At 69.2% G+C, this 17,479-nt stretch carries 17 protein-coding genes; 7 read left to right on the top strand and 10 right to left on the bottom strand.

What is annotated here, in order from left to right:
* Positions 1-189 precede the first annotated feature (189 nt).
* Positions 190-798, top strand: a complete 609-nt coding sequence (locus QO011_RS22545; protein WP_307276777.1) for a TetR/AcrR family transcriptional regulator — start codon at positions 190-192, stop codon at positions 796-798.
* Between the two features lie 43 nt (positions 799-841).
* Here the strand turns inward: QO011_RS22545 and QO011_RS22550 are convergent, their stop codons facing one another.
* The 3 genes from QO011_RS22550 to QO011_RS22560 all read right to left on the bottom strand — a co-directional run bounded on the left by QO011_RS22550 (position 842) and on the right by QO011_RS22560 (position 3,372).
* On the bottom strand, positions 842-1,300 hold the full coding sequence (locus QO011_RS22550) for an SRPBCC family protein (protein WP_307276779.1): 459 nt from the start codon (positions 1,298-1,300) through the stop codon (positions 842-844).
* Positions 1,293-1,616 carry an ArsR/SmtB family transcription factor gene (locus QO011_RS22555; protein WP_307276783.1) on the bottom strand — a complete coding sequence of 108 codons (324 nt, stop codon included), beginning with the start codon at positions 1,614-1,616 and terminating at the stop codon, positions 1,293-1,295. Before QO011_RS22555 ends, QO011_RS22550 begins: the two co-directional genes overlap by 8 nt.
* Before the next feature lie 376 nt (positions 1,617-1,992).
* On the bottom strand, positions 1,993-3,372 hold the full coding sequence (locus QO011_RS22560) for a glutamine amidotransferase-related protein (RefSeq protein WP_307276786.1): 1,380 nt from the start codon (positions 3,370-3,372) through the stop codon (positions 1,993-1,995).
* Between the two features lie 109 nt (positions 3,373-3,481).
* On the opposite strand from QO011_RS22560, the gene QO011_RS22565 reads away from it, so the two are divergent.
* Positions 3,482-4,702: an aminotransferase class I/II-fold pyridoxal phosphate-dependent enzyme gene (locus QO011_RS22565; protein ID WP_307276788.1), complete on the top strand. Its 1,221-nt coding sequence runs from the start codon at positions 3,482-3,484 to the stop codon at positions 4,700-4,702.
* A gap of 46 nt (positions 4,703-4,748) precedes the next feature.
* Here QO011_RS22565 and QO011_RS22570 read toward each other — a convergent pair whose 3' ends face one another.
* The 7 genes from QO011_RS22570 to QO011_RS22600 are packed head-to-tail and all read right to left on the bottom strand — an operon-like array spanning position 4,749 to position 11,413.
* On the bottom strand, positions 4,749-5,672 hold the full coding sequence (locus tag QO011_RS22570) for a dihydrodipicolinate synthase family protein (protein ID WP_307276791.1): 924 nt from the start codon (positions 5,670-5,672) through the stop codon (positions 4,749-4,751).
* A gap of 25 nt (positions 5,673-5,697) precedes the next feature.
* The gene (locus QO011_RS22575; protein ID WP_307276794.1) at positions 5,698-6,873 is read right to left on the bottom strand and encodes a M24 family metallopeptidase; all 1,176 of its coding nucleotides are present in this window, start codon (positions 6,871-6,873) and stop codon (positions 5,698-5,700) included.
* Between the two features lies 1 nt (position 6,874).
* Positions 6,875-7,969, bottom strand: coding sequence for a mandelate racemase/muconate lactonizing enzyme family protein (locus QO011_RS22580; protein WP_307276797.1), 1,095 nt, complete (start codon positions 7,967-7,969; stop codon positions 6,875-6,877).
* A 4-nt stretch (positions 7,970-7,973) separates the two neighbouring features.
* Positions 7,974-9,137: a M20 family metallopeptidase gene (locus tag QO011_RS22585; RefSeq protein ID WP_307276800.1), complete on the bottom strand. Its 1,164-nt coding sequence runs from the start codon at positions 9,135-9,137 to the stop codon at positions 7,974-7,976.
* Positions 9,138-9,148: 11 nt separating this feature from the next.
* On the bottom strand, positions 9,149-9,895 hold the full coding sequence (locus QO011_RS22590; RefSeq protein WP_307276803.1) for an amino acid ABC transporter ATP-binding protein: 747 nt from the start codon (positions 9,893-9,895) through the stop codon (positions 9,149-9,151).
* 11 nt (positions 9,896-9,906) lie between these two features.
* Positions 9,907-10,629 carry an amino acid ABC transporter permease gene (locus tag QO011_RS22595; RefSeq protein WP_307276805.1) on the bottom strand — a complete coding sequence of 241 codons (723 nt, stop codon included), beginning with the start codon at positions 10,627-10,629 and terminating at the stop codon, positions 9,907-9,909.
* A gap of 31 nt (positions 10,630-10,660) precedes the next feature.
* Positions 10,661-11,413: an ABC transporter substrate-binding protein gene (locus tag QO011_RS22600; RefSeq protein ID WP_307276808.1), complete on the bottom strand. Its 753-nt coding sequence runs from the start codon at positions 11,411-11,413 to the stop codon at positions 10,661-10,663.
* 254 nt (positions 11,414-11,667) lie between these two features.
* Here QO011_RS22600 and QO011_RS22605 point away from each other — a divergent pair, with 254 nt between their 5' ends.
* The 5 genes from QO011_RS22605 (at position 11,668) to QO011_RS22625 (ending at position 17,445) form a co-directional block, all read left to right on the top strand.
* Positions 11,668-12,651, top strand: a complete 984-nt coding sequence (locus tag QO011_RS22605; RefSeq protein WP_307276811.1) for a GntR family transcriptional regulator — start codon at positions 11,668-11,670, stop codon at positions 12,649-12,651.
* A gap of 72 nt (positions 12,652-12,723) precedes the next feature.
* Complete coding sequence (locus QO011_RS22610; RefSeq protein WP_307276815.1) at positions 12,724-13,932, top strand: ROK family transcriptional regulator; 1,209 nt, start codon at positions 12,724-12,726, stop codon at positions 13,930-13,932.
* Positions 13,929-15,188: a M20 family metallopeptidase gene (locus QO011_RS22615; RefSeq protein WP_307276819.1), complete on the top strand. Its 1,260-nt coding sequence runs from the start codon at positions 13,929-13,931 to the stop codon at positions 15,186-15,188. The genes QO011_RS22610 and QO011_RS22615 overlap by 4 nt, the downstream gene beginning before the upstream one ends.
* Before the next feature lie 37 nt (positions 15,189-15,225).
* Positions 15,226-16,290, top strand: coding sequence for a substrate-binding domain-containing protein (locus QO011_RS22620; protein WP_307276823.1), 1,065 nt, complete (start codon positions 15,226-15,228; stop codon positions 16,288-16,290).
* A gap of 87 nt (positions 16,291-16,377) precedes the next feature.
* Positions 16,378-17,445, top strand: a complete 1,068-nt coding sequence (locus tag QO011_RS22625) for a substrate-binding domain-containing protein (RefSeq protein WP_307276826.1) — start codon at positions 16,378-16,380, stop codon at positions 17,443-17,445.
* Positions 17,446-17,479: the final 34 nt, after the last annotated feature.

A 17,479-nucleotide genomic window follows, 5' to 3' on the forward strand; every position in this document is an offset into this window, starting at 1 on the left:
GATCGCGCATCGCTGCCCGACCGCTCATCGCCTCAAGCCGAGGGCGCCGGTTGCCGGAGTGGCTGACCACCGCGACGCTTGACGCTCCAGGGATGGGGTGTTACCAGTAAGTAACGTCAGGATTGTTACAGACCGGTCACACCCGCGTCAAGCCAGTCGAAGAAAGTTTTCTGCGCCGAGGAAAGACCGATGGAGGATGTCTGCGCCGCCAAGGCTCGCCCGCGTGACCGCATCGTCGACACGGCCTGCGAGCTGTTCCGCAAGCATGGATTGAGGGGCATCGGCGTCGATGCCATCGCCGAGGCTGCGGGCACCAACAAGATGACGCTCTACCGTCATTTCGGCTCCAAGGACGTGCTCATCGTCGAGTGCCTGCGCGGCGTGGCGGCCCGCGCCGAGGCGATGTGGGTCGAGCTGGAGGCCGAGCATCCCGGCAATCCCCTGGCCCAGCTCCATGCCTGGGTGCAGCGCGGCGCCGAATGCGCCCTCACCGACGGGCGCGGCTGCGATCTCGCCAACGCCGCCATCGAGCTGCCCGAGGGCGATCATCCCGCCCGCCGGGTGATCGAGGGCTTCAAGACGGCGCAACGCGACCGCCTCGCGGGCCTTTGCCGCAAAGCCGGCATCCGGCAGGCCGATCTCCTCGCCGATGCCCTCTCGCTCCTGCTCGAGGGCGCCCGGGTCAGCCGCCAGAGCGTCGGGCCGGAAGGACCGAGCGCCCGTTTCGTGCGCGTCGGCGAGGCCGTGATCACCTCCTTCGCCAGGACGCCGGAGAGAGCGCCGGAGCCCGTGGCCTGAGCCCTGCCCGCCGCCCTCGTCGCGACCGGGCGGCATCGGATCCTCATGCCTTGGTCCTCATTCCTTCGGCGATCTCGCCGGTCTCGAGCAGCGACTTGAGATTGGAGAGGATGCGCGGCCAGCCGCCGGAGACAGCCTCGATGAACTTCGAGCCGGGCCGGTCGATGCCGTGGCTGACGGTGAGCTTGACCGCATCGCCCATCGGCTCCAGCGCCATGGCGCAGAGCGAAAAGCCCTCGGCCTTCAGCTCCGGCCGGAACTCGTTGCGCCATTTCAGCACCAGCCGCCGCGGCGGGTCGAATTCGACCACCTCGCCGGTGTCGGTGACACGACCGTCGGGATAGACCAGCCGCCAGGGCGAGCCGGGCTGCCAGTCGCTCTCCGGATAGGTGCCGAACCAGTATTGCCGGGCGAAGTCCGGTGTGGTCAGCGCCTCCCAGAGCCGCTCGGGCGTCGTGCGGATATAGGTGACATAGATGAAAGTGCTCGCCGCATCAGTCATGATCGTCTCCCTCCAGGGTTCTCTTCAGGTCCGCGAGCGCCCCCAGGCGCGGGCGCTCGAACTTGCCGATCCAGCGCTCGGCGATCTCGCTGATCGGCACCGGATTGATGAAGTGCAGCTTTTCCCGGCCCTGCCACAGGACCGCGACCAGATTGGCCTCCTCCAGGATGCCGAGATGCTTGGCCACGGCCTGGCGCGTCATCTCCAGCCCCTGGCAGAGCTCGCCCAAGGTCTGGCCGTTCCTGGCGTGCAACCGGTCCAGCAATTGCCGGCGGCTGGCATCCGCCAGGGCGCGAAACACGGCGTCCTCGTTCATGGCCCTTAATATGGAACCATTTGGTTACATGTCAAGAGGCTGTATACGATCCGGCCGGTGCCGGTCACCGGCGAGTCAGGCTATGATCGAAGCTGCGGTCCGGGAATAGCCGCGTTCGACGCGACGCCAGCCGATCCCCTCCCCCTTGCGGGGAGGGGTACGGGGTGGGGGTCCATCAGGATGGAGCGCAACGTCGGCCGAAGGGCTTTGCGCTCGATTTTCTATCTGCCGTGGCGGGCGTCACGACCCCCACCCCTTACCCCTCCCCGCAAGGGGGGATTGGCGAGCGTCGCGTGCCCATCGACTATGGTCGCGTCTCGCCTGACCGTATCGGGCCGACGACTGCTGAGGGTGTCTCCGGACGACCACTGAGGGTTCAGCCCACTCCCCCCTCACCCCTGCCCGGCCGGGAGAGGCGCTTCTGCGCACGGGACGCCTGGACGAAAGCGCGCAGCAGCGGATGCGGCGCGCCGGACCGCGACGACAATTCCGGGTGCCCCTGCATGCCGACATAGAACGGGTGGCCCGCCAGCTCGACCGCGTCGGCGATCGTGCCGCTGCCATCATGCGCCGTGATCCGCATGCCGGCCGCCTCGATCGTGGGGACCAGATCGGGGTTGAGGCGGTAGCGATGGTTGCAGCGGACCTTCGGGCTCCTGCCGAGCAGCGCTTCGAGCCGCGAGCCCGCCGCGACCGTGATCGTCCGCTCGCCGAGCCTGTGGACCGGCAAGGTCTCGTCGTCCGACATCGGCACGAAGGTCTTGATCGGAGCCGACGGAGCCGCTTCCGCCAGGCTGGCCCGGTCCGAGCCGAGCGCCTCCTGGATCACCGCGGTGGCCATCGTCTGCATGCCCAGGCACAGACCGACCGTCGGCGTGCGCGAGCGCAGGGATCCCAGGGCCATCAGGATCTGACCGGGGACATTGACCATGTCCGCCCCCCCGGGCAGCAGGATGCCGTCGATGCCCTCGAAGGCCGCGGCGACGTCCTGCCGGCGCAGGTCTCGCGGGTCGATGAACACGACGTCGAGGCCCACGCCTTCGGCATCGGCGGCGTCGCCCAGGGCGGCGAGGACGGCGGGATAGACGTCGCGGTGGTCGCTCTGCGATCCGACAAGGCCGACACGGACGGTGGTCTCGTCGCGGCGGGGCGTGGACGGTTCGGCTCGGGAGCCGAGCCGACCAAACCGGTCGCGGCTCCAGACCCCCATCGCCTCGAGCGGCGCTCCTGAGGCCGGATCGAGAAACCGCAGGCTTTCTCCCTCATGGCCGATGCGGATGTGCCGAACCGCCATGCCGGTGGCGACGGCCTGCGCCACGAGATCGGCCACATCCTCTCCTCCGGCCGTGGTCGCCGGATGATGCGGCACGACGATCTCCCGCCCCCGGGCCTGCTCAAGGATCTGCGCGACCGTCGCATCCGGATCGACGCTCACGCCGGCAAGCCGCTCGCGCCAGACCAGGCCACTCGCGACCAGCGCCCCTGCCGCGGCGACGTGCTGGACGGCATCGGCATGACGCCGCGTGTCGAACGTCGCAGGCAGATGGAGCAGCGCAGCGCCGCGCGCTTGCGCTGCAATCGCCGCCATGGCGCCGTAGAGCGCCGGTTCCGACGCGTCATGCTCCACGACGGTCAAGGTCATGGCATCGCCTCCACAGTTTGCGGACATACGAAAAGGATCATATCGGCACAATAATACAAAACTCGTGCCCAGATCGATGCGCCTTCGTGCCCTCGCGAGCTCGCCGATTGCCACCGATTCCGGAGAGCGGGAAACGCATCGAGCGGCTTCTCGCGCCGCTTATTTGATTGCATAATAATTATCAAATTGTACAATCCATTTTTCGCAGCCGACAGGATCTGGAATGCCGACCGATATGCTCGCGCCGCGGATGCGCGGCGTCCGCCCCTCCCCGACCGCCGAGATTTCCGACAAGGCCCGAGCCCTCGCGGCTGCCGGGCACGCCGTCATCAATCTGGGCGAGGGCGAACTGGATTTCGACACGCCCGTTCACGTCAAGGAGGCAGGCATCGAGGCGATCCGGCGCGGCGAGACCAAATACACCGCCGTTGCCGGCACCGCGGCCTTGAAGGCGGCGATCCGTGCCAAGCTCCACACCGAGAACGGCCTCCTCTACGAGGATGCGGAGATCATCGCCGGCGCCGGGGCCAAGCAGCTGATCTTCAACGCCCTGCTGGCAACCGTGGCGGCGGGCGACGAGGTGATCGTCGCCGCGCCCTATTGGGTCTCCTATCCCGACATGGTCGCGCTGGCCGAAGGCACGGTTCGCGTCGTGCCCTGCCGGGAGGCGGACGGGTGGACATTGCGGCCCGACGCCCTGGAGGCGGCGATCACGCCACGCACGCGCTGGGTCGTCCTGAACTCGCCGAACAACCCGACCGGCGCCGTCATGTCGCGCTCGGACCTCCAGGCGCTCGCGGATGTGCTGCTGCGCCATCCGAGGGTCCTCGTCCTGGCCGACGACATCTACGAGCACACCCGTCACGGACCGGCCTTCGTCACGATCGCCGAGGTCGAGCCGCGGCTCAAGTCGCGAACCTTGACCGTCAACGGCGTCTCCAAGACCTATTCGATGACGGGCTGGCGCATCGGCTACGCCGCCGGTCCAGCCTGGCTGATCGCCGCGATGCAGACGTTGCAGTCGCAGAGCACGTCGAATCCGAGCTCCATCTCCCAGGCCGCCGCCATTGCGGCGCTCGAAGGCGGCACGGCCTTCATGTCCGAATGGCTGGCGCTGCTCGCCGAGCGACGCGACCTGCTGCTGGCCGCGATCGACCGGACGCCCGGCCTCGCCTGCTCCGTCCCGGACGGCGCCTTCTACGCCTTCGTCAATTGCCAGGGCGTGATCGGCCGCCGCACGCCCGCGGGCGAGACGATCCGCAGCGACCTCGATTTTGCCGCCTATCTCCTCGAGGAGGCGCATGTCGCCGTCATCCATGGCGCGGCCTTCGGCGCCTCGCCCTATGTCCGGATCGCCTACGCGGTCGATCTCGCCATCCTGCGGGAGGCCTGCGCCCGGATCGAGCGTGCCTGCGCCAAGCTCATGGCCGCCGGCACGGCATGACCCGTGCGGACGGGCGGCGGAGAGCGACCGCTGCCCGTCTCGACGCTCAGGCAGCCAGCCGGATGCCGGACCTGCCGTCACCCGACAGGGCACGCACCACTTCCGCGACCTCGGCCGTCTCGTCCCTGCCGAGATCGAGCAGCGGCGGCCGCACGAAGCCGCCGTCGAAGCCGCGCAGGTTCATCGCCGCCTTGGCCGTCTGCGGCTGCCCGTGCCTGCGGGCCAGGGCGCGGAAGGGATACCAGAGGCGGTGGAGATCGCGTGCCGTGGCGGCATCGCCACGTTCGATCGCGCGATAGGCCGCCAGGATCAACTCCGGCAGGGCACAGCTGTTGGTCGAGCTGATGCCGTCGAAGCCGGCCATCATCGGTCCGAGAAAGGCGAGGTCCGAGGCGCAGAACAGCCGCAGGCGCCCGTGCAGCCGGTTGGCGATCTGGTCGATGGCCGTCGGCGTCAGATCGCCCTGCTTGAGGCCGGCGACGCCGGGGATCTCCGCCAGGCGCTCCAGCAGCGGCGGCGACAGCGTGATGCCGATGCCGGGCGCGTTGTAGACCAGGATGCCGGTCCGCGAGAGAGGCGCCATCTCGCGGAAGAACGCGACGATCTGCTCGTCCGTCACTTCGGACACGAAGGGCGGCGTCACCATCGGCAGGCCGCCGAGGTCGCCCGCCAGCCGGGTCAGGTCGCGCACGACGCGGGCGTCCGAGCCGGCGCTGCACAGCATCACCGGGACGCGGTCGGCGACGACGCCCATGACGAAGCGGAACAGGTCCGCCCGCTCCTCGCTCGACATGGCGGGGAATTCGCCATAGGTGCCGCCGATCAGGATGCCGTCGAAGCCGAGCCCGATCACCCGCTCGACGCTGCGGGCGAGACCATCGAGATCGAACGCCCCCTCCGCCGTGAACGGCGTCACGGTGATGTTGAAAATGCCGTGCAGCCGTTCACGGCATTCCGTGATGTCCTTCATCGTCCCGTCCTTCCGAATTGGGGCCTCAGGCGGCGATCCGCTGCAGCGGGCGCGGGATCGTTCCGAGCACCCGGCAGCCGGTCTCGGTGACCACCACGGTCTCGCTGACCCCGACCGTGAACCGGCCGTAGATCCGCAGCGCCGGCGGGATGTGGAAGGTCATGCCGGGCTGCAATTGCGTGGTGACGCCGGTGTAGAGGCTGAGGATGGCGCCCTCGCCCCAGTCGGGCGCGAAGGAGATGCCGATGGAATAGCCGGTGCGCTTCCGGAAATTGTCGGTGTAGCCGGCCCGGTCGATCACCTTCTGGCAGGCGAGATGCGGGGCTTCGCAGGTCGCGCCGGGGCGGATCGCGTCGAGCGCGGCCTGCAGGGCCTCCTGGCAGGCCTTCTCCATCTCCACCGCTTCGGCCGGGACGGCGCCGACCCAGGCCGAGCGCATCAGCGCGGCGTGGTAGCGGTCATGGCAGGCGGCCATTTCCAGGAACACCGGCTCGTCGGCTTCGATCCGCCGCCGCCGCCAGGTGCCGTGCGGCACGCCGGTGCGCGGACCGGCGGAGACCAGCGGCTCCATGCCCATATATTCGGAACCGGCCGCGATGGCGCTCCCCATCATGGCGGCGACGAGGTCGTTCTCGCTCGCTCCCACTCGCACCGCGGCCTGGCCCGCGCGCATGCCGAGATCGACATAGCTGGCGGCCCTGGCGATCTTCTCGACCTCGGCCGGCGACTTGACGGCGCGCAGCTGCTCGATCAGCCGGGCGCCGTCGTGGATGGTGCCGAGCTTTTCGCGCAGGGTCTCGTAGACCGCCACCGGCAGGAACCAGCCGCGCTTGTCGATCGCCACGCGCCTGGCGGCGTAGCCGCGCTTCTGGATCAGGTCGACCAGGAAGCCGACCGGATCATCGCCGTCCTGGTAGATTTCGGCGTCGCTGATGAAGGTGTTGGCGATGAAGTTGAAATATTCGAGCTGGCGGATGACGAACACCGGATCGCCCTCGACCGGCAGCACCAGCGCCTGGAAGGTGTAGTAGCCGGGCGTCTGCTGGCCGGTGAGATAGAAGATGTTTTCCGGCGACGTCACGATCATGACGTCGATGCCGGCCTTCGACAACAGCTCGCGGGCTCGCCCGATGCGCCCGTCATATTCGCTCGAGGCAAAAGCGGATTCCCCGCCCTGCGTCACGCCGCCCTTGGTCTGCATGTCAGAACTCCCGAATAAGCTGAGTTTTTGCGGCGTCGAAACCGACGCCGAGGCCGGGTTGGCGGCCGGCGCGAACCTGCCCGTCGGCGTAGACGATGCCCGGGGCCGGATCATCGTCGAGGCCGTCGGCGCCATAGAGCTCGGCGAAGGCCGGCTGCGAGGCGCAGGCAACGTGAAGAGCGGCGGCGGTGGCGGCGCCGCCCTCGTTCATCTGGCCGATCATGAAGGGGACGCCGGCCTGCGCCAGGCGGCCGGCTGCGCCGATCGTCGCAGCGATGCCGCCGAGCTTCACCAGCTTGAGATGGGCCCAGACCCGGCCCTTGAGGCCGCAGATCCGCTCGACATCCCCGATCGAGGCGACGCTCTCGTCGAGCATGACCGGAATGGGGCTGGCCTGGGCCAAGGCCAGGATCGCATCCCAGTCCCCTGCCCCGATCGGCTGCTCGATATAGGCGAGGTCATGGGGCGCCAGCGCCCGGAGGTGTTCCAGGGCGTCGTCCGCGGTCCATTGGCCGTTGGCGTCGGCGGCGATCTGGATTCCGTCGCCGAAACGCTGCCGGAGCGCCGCGATCCGGCGCAGGTCTTCCGAAAACGCGCCGGCGGCGACCCTGACCTTGAGATCGCGGAAGCCGCGATCGACATAGGCCTGCGCCTGGGCCAGGAAGGTGTCGAAGGGCGACCAGAACAGCGTCTGGTTGGAGGCATGATCGGCCGACACGATGCCGCGGCCGCTCAGCCACGCGCATAGCGGCAGGCCGGCGCGTTTGGCGACGAGATCGTGTAGCGCGCCGTCGATCAGCGTCCGCACCGGGGCGGAGTGCGATGCGGCCCAGCGCTCCATCGTGCCCAGAAGCTCGACGGGGTCCGATGTCCAGTCGACCGCAGCGACGGCCGCCACCGCTTCCGCCGTCACCTCGTCCGGCGACAGGCGGTTGAGATAGCCGATATTGGCACGCATCTCGCCGACGCCGACGACATCGCCGGCGTCGAGACGGAGATAGAGCTCGTGCAGGTGCGGCACGCTGCCCGACGACGCCGTGTGCAGCACGACGCCGTTGGCGTAGTGAAGCTCGGCCTGATGCAGCGAGACGCGCACGGTCCTACCGCTCCGGCCGCAACATCGACTGGGCCACGTCGCGATAGATCAGGCTCGCCGCCAGGAACTCGTCGACCGGTACGAACTCGTCCGCCTTGTGCGCCATGGCAAGTGCGCCGGGGCCGATCACCGTGCCCTGCGCCCCGAGCTCGCGGAAATGCACGAGGTCGCAGGCGCCCTGGAACCCGAACGGACCGGGATCGCCCTTGCCATGGGCGCGGCAGGCGGCAAGGCTCGCCTGCACGATCGGTTCATCGAGCGCGGTCTCGGTCGCCCCGCCGGTGGTCGCGCGATAGTCGATGATCTCGGCGCGAAGACCGAAGCGCTCATGCGCGAGCAGCAGCAGGTCGGCGATCTCGCGCTTGGCCGCAGCCTCGTCCTCGCCCGGGACCATGCGGCGGTCGAGCAGCAAGTCGCAGGCGCCGGGCAGCACGTTGTCGGCATGTCCGCCATGGATGCGCGTTACCGTCAGGCTGGCGGCGCCGACCAGGGGGTGGGTGCGGTGCCGGACGACGGTCTGGTGATGCTCCCGGATCAGGCCCAGCAGCTCGGCCGCGCGATAGATCGCATTCTCGCCGAGATCGGGCGTGCCGGAATGGGCCGGGACGCCGAGCACGCGCACGACCGGCCTGAGGCTGCCCTTGTGGGCGGTGAAGGTCGCATTGGAGGTCGGCTCGCCGATGACGGCATTGTCGATGCGCGGACGGGAGGCCGCATAGAACCGGGCGCCTTCGCTGGCGATCTCCTCGTCGGCGACGAACACGCCGAGCAGCGTGCCGGACCAGGCGGACCGGTCGGCGGCGAGCATGCGCAGCGCTTCGACCATGGCGATCAGCGGGCCCTTGCAGTCGCAGGTGCCGCGGCCGTAGAGCCGGCCATCCGCCTCGCGCAGCGCGAAGGGGTCCGACGACCAGCCCTCCCCCGCGGGCACGACGTCCATATGGGTGTTGAAGGCGAAGCTGGATCCCGGTCCGTTGGCGAGCCTGGCGACGAGGTTGACGCGGCCGGGCTTGTACTCGCTCATCGTCAGGTCGAAGCCGGCTTCGGCCAGCAGGCCGTGCAGGAAGGTCGCGGCTTCGATTTCGCGGCCCGGCGGGTTCTCGGTGTTGATGCCGACGAGGGCGGCGAGATCGCGCTTCATGCGGGCGGCGTCGGGGGATCGGGTCATGGCAGGCGATCTCAGTGCAGGATCTGGTCGAGGAAGCGGCGCGCCCGCTCGTTGACGCTGCCGCCGAAGAAGGTTCGGCCCGGCGCCTTCTCGATGATCTCGCCCTGCTCCATGAAGACGATGTGGTCGGCGGCACGCCGGGCAAAGCCCATCTCGTGGGTCACGACGATGCTGGTCATGCCTTCGGCGCTGAGCTCGGCCATCACGTCCAGCACCTCGCGGATCATTTCCGGGTCGAGGGCGGAAGTCGGCTCGTCATAGAGCATCAGCTTGGGCTTCATGGCCAGCGCGCGGGCGATGGCCACGCGCTGCTGCTGGCCGCCGGACAGTTCGTCGGGAAACGCATCCGCCTTCTCCGGGATGCGGACCTTGGCGAGCAGGCTGCAGGCGATGTCATGGGCGTCGGCCCGGCTGGTGCCCAGCACCTTGACCGGCGCCAGCATGACGTTCTCGACCGCCGACAGGTGCGGAAACAGCTCGAAATTCTGGAAGACCATGCCGATCTCGCGGCGGACGAGATGGGCGTTCCGCCCATCGGTGATGTCACGGCCCTCGAAGACGATAGTGCCGCTGTCGACCGGCTCCAGCAGGTTGATGCAGCGAAGCAGCGTCGACTTTCCCGACCCGGAGGGGCCGATGATCACCACCGTCTGCCTGGCATCGACGACGATCGAGCAGGCCTTGAGCACCGGCACCGAGCCGAAGCTCTTGTTGACGCCCATGACTTCCAGGAGCGGGGCGGCGTTCGGGCTGAGCATGGCGACCTCGCTCACCGGATCGCCGGCGATGTGCCGCTGCCGAGCAGACGCTCCGTCAGGGTCATGCGCCGCCTCTGTCGCTTCTTGGGGTCAAGGGCTCGCTCCAGGAGGTTGAGCAGGCCCATGAACACCGTGGTCATCATGAGATAGTAGATGCCGGCGGCGGTCAGGGCCTCGAAATAGCGAAAATCGGCGCTCGCGGTCTGGTTGGCGACCAGCAGCAGCTCCTGCACCGCGATCGCCGAGACCAGCGCCGTCAGCTTCAGCATGCCGATCATCTGGTTGCCGATCGGCGGCAGCACGACGCGCGCCGCCTGCGGAATGACGACGAAGCGCATCACCTGCGCTCCGGTCATGCCGAGCGCCAGGCCGGCGGTGCGCTGGCCCTTCTTCACCGCCTGCAGGCCGGAGCGCAGGATCTCCGCCATATAGGCGCCCTCGTTGAGCGAGAGCGCCAGGACGGCGCTGACGAAAGCCGACAGCCTGATGCCGAACGAGGGCAGGACGTTGTAGACGAAGATGATCTGGAACAGCACCGGCGTGCCGCGGAACAGCCAGAGATAGGCGAGGGTCACGCCGTGCAGGGCCTTCGTCTTCGAGTCCTGCAGCAGCGCGATGACGAGGCCGACGAGGACGCCGAAAAACAGGGAGCAGACGGTCAGCAGCAGCGTCATCACAGCGCCGCGGACGAAAGTGGGCGACACGACATAGTCGAAGACGAGTTCGAGTGACATGGCGGCCCGCTTTCGTCGGATATCAGGCGTCTCAGTCGAACAGGGCGACGGAGGCCGGGAGCTTCCACTTGGCGATCAGGGCCTTGTAGGACCCGTCGGCCACGATCTCCTTGAGCGCGGCCGTCAGCGCATCCGCCATGGCCTTGTCGCCCTTGCGGGTCGCCATGCCGATCTGGGTGTTGGACTCGAATTCCGGCCCGACGACCGCATAGACGCCGGGGCTGTTCTGAAGCAGCTCGACGGCGCCGGGCGTGGAGTCGAAGGCCGCGTCGGCCCGGCCCTGGCGCAGGCTCAGATAGGAATCCTGCCCTGTCGGCAGCGTCAGGACGGTGACCCCGGCCGCGCCGGCGTCCTTGCAGCGCTTGTCGTCCTGCCGCGCATAGATTTCCTCGATGGCGCCGAGGGTGACGGCGACGGTCTTGCCGCACAGCGAGGCGTCGCGCCCGGTGATCCCGGCCGGGTTCGCGGCCTGCACGAGCACCTGGTTGCCGATCTTCAGATAGGGAACGAAATCGACCTGCTCCGCCCGCTTCGGGTTGATGTACATGGCCGAATTGATGATGTCGATGCGGGCGGCCTGCAGGGCGGGAATCAGTCCCTGGAAGTCCATGTTCATCGGCTTGGCCTCGACGCCGAGCTTCTTGGACAGGGCCTCGATCATGTCGATGTCGAAGCCGACCGGCTTGCCGTCCTTCTGGAATTCGAACGGCGCGAAGCTCGCCGCGACGCCATAGGTCAGGCTCCCCTTTTCGACCAGCGTCGCCGATGAGAGATCGGCAGCCATGGCGGCACCCGCACACGGCAAGGCAATCAAGGCGGCAAGGATTCCACGCAGCATGACGATCCCCTGTTGAACGAGCTATATTGCTCTTTTTGCCACATTATGTACAAACCTGCAGCGCCATGCTGTCAAGCTGCAACGGTGGGCATCGATGCACAATTTTGGGGCAGGCAAGGCCTCTGCCGCGGTTTGAAATGCGAAGGCGGCATTGTATCGATAGGGTCTGACAATACGCCCTGCACACCGAAGCGGACGAAATGGCGAATTCGCCCAGCCAAAGTCGCTATCGCATCGCGAACCAGATCCTCGATCTCATCCGCGATGCCAGGTTCGAACCTGGCCATCATTTGCGCGAGCAGCAGCTCGGCGATCTCCTGAAGGTCTCGCGGACGCCGGTCCGGGCGGCTTTGACGCTGCTGGCGGAGCGCGGCATCGTCGAGACGCGGAAAAACCAGGGCTTCTTCCTGGCCAAGCCCTTCGATGCCCTGCAGCGCATCGAGATCGAAGTGCCGGCGACCGTCGACCAGGAGCTCTATCAGCGCCTCGTGCGCGATCGCCTGGCCGGCGTCATTCCCAACTCCCTGACCCAGAGCGCCATCGCGCGCCGCTACGACGTCGACCGGGTGGCGCTGCTGCGGACGCTGTCGCGCCTGGCGGAAGACGGCCTCGTCGCCCGCAACAAGGGCCATGGCTGGACCTTCCTGCCGACCCTCGACACCATGATCGCGCTGCGCAGCAGCTACGACTTTCGCCTGACCCTGGAACCGACCGGGCTCCTGCTGCACACGTTCAAGCCCGATGCCGCGATGCTCGAGCGCTCGCGGCTGCAGCATCTCTATCTCGTGTCGCACCCCGACATCGCTGCCGTCGACGCCATGCAGCTGTTCGACACCGACGCGACCTTCCACGAGATGCTCGCCGAATTTACCGGCAACATCTTCTTCCTCCAGGCGATCCAGCAGCAGAACCGGCTGCGGCGCCTCCTGGAATTCAGCGGGTACGGCAACCGCCGGCGCGTGCGGGACTGGTGCCAGGAGCATATCGCCATCATCGACGCCGTGGTCGCGGGCAACCTGGAGCGGGCCGCGACCATCATGCGGGACCACCTGTCCCACGCCTACAACGCGGCGCCGCCGATCACGGACGCCAAGCCGCGCCCGCAGAAGCCACCGCGCCCGGCGGTCGAGGACCCCGGAGACGCCGGGACCTCCATCCAGCGGCCGAGGCGCAAGGCCGGATGAGCCGCGACGCATTGACAGGGCTTGTCGCCGACCCTATTAGTTCGTCATCGGAACGAACCAATAGGGTCGGCCTTGCAAGACACCTCGTCCCTGGCTCGACAATTCTCGCGCCGCCTGGTGGCGGAGGCGCTGCTGGCGCAGGCCCCGATCTCACGCGCCGACCTCGCCCGGACGACAGGCCTGTCCAAGCAGACGATGTCGCAGGTCATCGCCGACCTCGAAGCCGGAGGCTGGGTCGGCTCCGTCGGGGTCACCCGTGGCGGCGTCGGCCGCACCGCCGTCACGTATGAGATCGCCAAGGATGCGGCCTATTCGCTCGGCGTCGATCTCGGCGGCACCAAGGTCACGGCCGCCTTCGCCGACCTCCTCGGCACCGTCATCGCCGAGGATACCGAGCCCACCGATCCGCGCGGCGGCCACCATGTCCTCCAGCAGATCCATGCCCTGGCCCTGCGGCTCGCGGAGCGGCAGGGCATCGACATCGCCCGGCTTCGCAGCGTCGTCGTCGGGACCCCGGGCGTCATCGACCCGGCCCGCGGCGCGATCTCGCTGGTCCCCAACATCCAGGGGCTTTCCGATTTCGACGTCAGGCATGCCCTCGGCGAGCGCTTCGGCCAGCCGGTGACCATGGAGAACGACGTCAATCTCGCCATGCTGGGCGAAGCGTGGAAGGGCTGCGCCCGCGGCTGCGCCAATGCCGGCTTCATCGCGCTCGGCACCGGCGTCGGCCTCGGCCTGATCGTCGGCGGCAAGCTCGTGCGCGGGGCCACCGGCGCGGCCGGCGAGATCGCCTATCTGCCCATCGGCTCGGACCTCGCCTCGCCGCAGGCCCGCGCCGTCGGCACCTTCGAGCTGGAGGTCGGCGCCGCCGGCATCCTGCAGCGCTACGATGCGCTGTCGCCGACGCCGGCGGCCAGCGTGCGCGACGTCTTCGCCCGCCTCGCCGACGGCGACCCGGCTGCCGCCGGCGCGCTCGACGGGACGGCGTGGCACGTGGCGCTCGCCGTCACGGCGCTCTACGCCATCGCCGATCCCGAGGTGGTGGTGCTCGGCGGCAGCATCGGCATGCGTCCCGAGCTGATCGAGCGCGTGCGCGGCGCCGCGGCGAGCCTGTTCGCCCGCCCCGTGCGCGTCCATGCCAGCGACCTCGGCAGCCGGGCCGGCCTGATCGGCGCGGTATCCCTGGCCGTCAACCGGCTGCACAATCAGCTCTTCGGCATCCCGGACCTGCCGGGCGACCTGGCCTTGCCCGGAACTCCTTTCGCGAGGGCGGCGGAATGACCATCGATGCTGCGCTGATCGCCCGCCTGCGGGGCGCCCTGGATGAGGAGGCCGCCGTCGGCCTGCTGCGGCGGGCCATCGGCACGCCGAGCGTGACCGGCGAGGAAGCGGCCTTCGCGGCGCTGCTCGCCGGGGAGCTGCGCGGCCTCGGCGCCGAGGCGGTGACCGTGACGGAGTTCGCGCCGGGCCGGCCGAACGTCACCGGGCTCCTGCCCGGCGCCCCGGGCGTCCGGCGCCTGCTCCTCGTCGGCCACACCGACACCGTGCACGTGCGCGGCTGGGCCGAGCGCTGGGCCGGCAGCGAGCGCGAGGACCCGTTCGGCGGCGCCATCGTCGACGGGGCCATCTGGGGCCGCGGCAGCGGCGACCTCAAGGCCGGCATCTCAACCACGCTCTCGGCTGCGCGCCTGCTGGCCCGGGCCGGGCTCAGGCCGCCGGCGGATCTCCTCTTCGCCTTCATTGGCGACGAGGAGGGCGGCGAGCCCGGCACCGGCGTCAGCGCCGGCATCAAGGCGCTCGCCGCCGGCATCGAAGCCGGCGCCGGGCCGCGCCCCGACTTTGCGGTCTATGTCGAGCCGACCCGCCTCGACCTGTTCACCGCCCAGATGGGCTTCCTGATCTGCGACATCGCCGTCACCGGGCGCTCGGCCTATTTCGGCGTGCCGGAGACCGGCGTCGACGCGCTGAAGGCGGCGCACGTCATCCTCGCCGCCCTCTTCGCCCATTCCGCCGCGCTCGAGGCGCGGGCGCCGCACGCCCTGGTCGGCCGGCCCTTCCTCCTGGTGACGGCGATCCAGGGCGGCGGCTACATCGCCGTGCCCGGCGAGTGCCGCATCAGCCTCATCCTCAAGCTGCTGCCCGGCGAGAGCCTCGACGACGCCGTGGCGGGCCTGGAGGCGGCGGTGCGCGCCGCGCCGGTCGATCCTGCCATCCAGGTGACCCTGGCCTATCCCTCCGGCCGCGACCATCCGGTCGGCGGCACTCCGACCGAGGTGTCGCCGGAGCTGCCGGAGGTCCGCCTCCTGGCGCAGGCGGTGCAGGCGGTGCGGCCCGACCGCGGCGCCATCCGGGGCGCGCCCTACTGGTCGGAGGCGCCCTTCCTCGCCAACCGGCTGGGCGTGCCCACGGTCTATTGCGCGCCCGGCGACATCGCCAATTGCCACACGCTCGAGGAGCACGTGATCGTCGACGAGTATCTCGACGGCATCGTCGCCTTCGCCGCCTTCCTCGCCGCCTTCGGCGAACCATCCGCGTGACGAACGGCCGCCAAGGCCGCAACAGAGGGAGCTTGCCATGTTCAGGACATCCATCATCGCGGCGTTCGCCGCAGCCGGCCTGCTGGCCGCGGCCGGCCCGGCGCTGGCCGACGGCACCGTCGGCCCCGGCGGCGAGGCGGCGACGCCGTCGAGCGCCGTGACGCTGTCGGACGCCGAGGCCGCCAAGCTGAAAGAGGGCAAGTACACCGCCGCCCTGCTCTGGCACACGTCGTCGGATTTCGTGAACGCGGTCACCGCCGGCGCCAAGGACGAGTTCGCCCGCCTCGGCATTTCGGTTGTGGCCGAGACCGATGCCGGCTTCGACGCCGCCAAGCAGAAGAGCGACGTCGAGACCATCCTGGCCAAGAAGCCGAGCGCCATCCTGGCCCTGCCGCTCGATCCCGTCACCGCGGCCGAGGCGTTCAAGCCGGCCGTCGCCTCGGGCGTCAAGATCGTGCTCCTGTCCAACAAGCCCAAGGACTTCGTCCAGGGCAAGGACTACGTCGCCATCGTCACCGACGACCTCTACGAGATGGGCAAGCACGCGGCCGACGGATTGGCCGAGGCCATCGGCCGGAAGGGCAAGATCGCCTGGATCTATCACGACGCCCAGTACTACGTGACCAACCAGCGCGACAACGCCTTCAAGGCGACGATCGAGAAGGACTACCCCGACATCAAGATCGTGGCGTCGCAGGGCATTTCGGACCCGGCCCGGGCCGAGGACATCGCCAACGCCATCCTCCTCAAGAACCCCGACCTCGACGGCATCTACGTCACCTGGGCCGAGCCGGCCGAAGGCGTGCTTGCGGCCCTGCGCGCCGCCGGCAACAGCCGGACCAAGGTCGTCACGCTCGACCTCTCCGAGCCCGTCGGCCTCGACATGGTCAAGGGCGGCAACGTCGCCGCCATCGCCGCCGACAAGGCCTATGAGCTCGGCCGCGCCATGGCGGCGGCCGCCGGCTACGGCCTCCTCGGCAAGCCGGCGCCCGCCTTCATCGTCGCGCCGGTGCTGACCGTCACCAAGGCGAACGTCGTCCAGGGCTGGCAGGACTCGCTGCATCGCCCGGCGCCGCAGTCGATCCTCGACGCGGCCAAGTAACGTCGCAACGCCGGCAAACCCGGCCGGCGCACGCCATCCGGCCGGGACCGAAGTCCAAGGCGATCCTCATCCACAGGGACGACAATCATGAACCACTCCCGCGCCTTCCTGGCCTCGGCCGGCCTCGCCGCCCTCCTCGCCCTCGCCTCGCCGCTGCGAGCCGAGGTCGCGGCCACCAGGGGGCCGCACGGCGAGAGCGCCACGCCCGCCAAGAGCCTCACCCTGACGCCCGAGCAGGAGGCCAAGGTCAAGGCCGGCGGCTTCACCGCCGCCCTGGTCTGGCACACCTCCTCCGACTACACCACGGCGGTCAACCAGGGGGCGAAGGACGAGTTCGCCCGCCTCGGCATCGCCGTCGTCGCCCAGACCGACGCCGGCTTCGACGCCGCCAAGCAGAAGAGCGACGTCGAGACGGTGATGGCCAAGAAGCCGAGCGCCATCCTCTCCCTGCCCGTCGACCCCGAGACCGCGCCCGAGGCCTACAAGCCGGCCCGGGACGCCGGCGTGACGCTGGTCTTCGTCGACAACTCGCCCAAGGGCTACGAGCAGGGCAAGGACTATGTCGCCGTGGTCTCCGACGACCTGTCCCAGATGGGCAAGCGGGCGGGCGACGCCATGGGCGCCGCGCTGAACGGCAAGGGCAAGATCGGCTACGTCTTCCACGACGCCGATTTCTACGTCACCAACCAGCGTGACCGCGGCTTCAAGCAGACGATCCTCGACAGCTACAAGGGCATCGAGATCGTCGCCGAGCAGGGCCTGGCCGACCCGACCCGGGCCGAGGACATCGCCAATGCCCTCGTCGCCAAGCACCCCGACCTCGACGGCATCTACGTCACCTGGGCCGAGCCGGCCGAGAGCGTGCTGGCGGCGCTGCGCAACGCCGGCAACACCCACACGAGGATCGTCACGCTCGACCTCTCCGAGCCGCTGGCGCTCGACATGGTCAAGGGCGGCAACGTCGCCGCCATCGTGGCGGACGAGGCCTACCAGATCGGCGTCACGGCGGCGCGCGCCGCGGCGGCCGGCCTGATCGGCGAGAAGACCGCGCCGTTCTACGCCGTCGACGCCATCGCCGTGACCAAGGCGAATCTCAAGGACGGCTGGAACCGCTCGCTGCACCGCGATCCGCCGCCGACCCTCGCCGCCCCCTGACGGAGCGGGGCGGGCACCGGCCCGCCCCTGCCCT

This window comes from Labrys wisconsinensis (assembly GCF_030814995.1).
GTDB lineage: Bacteria > Pseudomonadota > Alphaproteobacteria > Rhizobiales > Labraceae > Labrys > Labrys wisconsinensis.

Bases quoted from the DNA above. Each gene is read 5' to 3' on its own strand.
- QO011_RS22545 (WP_307276777.1), top strand. From the start codon at position 190: ATGGAGGATGTCTGCGCCGCCAAGGCTCGCCCGCGTGACCGCATCGTC.
- QO011_RS22550 (WP_307276779.1), bottom strand. From the start codon at position 1,300: ATGACTGATGCGGCGAGCACTTTCATCTATGTCACCTATATCCGCACG.
- QO011_RS22555 (WP_307276783.1), bottom strand. From the start codon at position 1,616: ATGAACGAGGACGCCGTGTTTCGCGCCCTGGCGGATGCCAGCCGCCGG.
- QO011_RS22565 (WP_307276788.1), top strand. From the start codon at position 3,482: ATGCCGACCGATATGCTCGCGCCGCGGATGCGCGGCGTCCGCCCCTCC.
- QO011_RS22570 (WP_307276791.1), bottom strand. From the start codon at position 5,672: ATGAAGGACATCACGGAATGCCGTGAACGGCTGCACGGCATTTTCAAC.
- QO011_RS22575 (WP_307276794.1), bottom strand. From the start codon at position 6,873: ATGCAGACCAAGGGCGGCGTGACGCAGGGCGGGGAATCCGCTTTTGCC.
- QO011_RS22585 (WP_307276800.1), bottom strand. From the start codon at position 9,137: ATGACCCGATCCCCCGACGCCGCCCGCATGAAGCGCGATCTCGCCGCC.
- QO011_RS22590 (WP_307276803.1), bottom strand. From the start codon at position 9,895: ATGCTCAGCCCGAACGCCGCCCCGCTCCTGGAAGTCATGGGCGTCAAC.
- QO011_RS22595 (WP_307276805.1), bottom strand. From the start codon at position 10,629: ATGTCACTCGAACTCGTCTTCGACTATGTCGTGTCGCCCACTTTCGTC.
- QO011_RS22600 (WP_307276808.1), bottom strand. From the start codon at position 11,413: ATGGCTGCCGATCTCTCATCGGCGACGCTGGTCGAAAAGGGGAGCCTG.
- QO011_RS22605 (WP_307276811.1), top strand. From the start codon at position 11,668: ATGGCGAATTCGCCCAGCCAAAGTCGCTATCGCATCGCGAACCAGATC.
- QO011_RS22615 (WP_307276819.1), top strand. From the start codon at position 13,929: ATGACCATCGATGCTGCGCTGATCGCCCGCCTGCGGGGCGCCCTGGAT.
- QO011_RS22620 (WP_307276823.1), top strand. From the start codon at position 15,226: ATGTTCAGGACATCCATCATCGCGGCGTTCGCCGCAGCCGGCCTGCTG.
- QO011_RS22625 (WP_307276826.1), top strand. From the start codon at position 16,378: ATGAACCACTCCCGCGCCTTCCTGGCCTCGGCCGGCCTCGCCGCCCTC.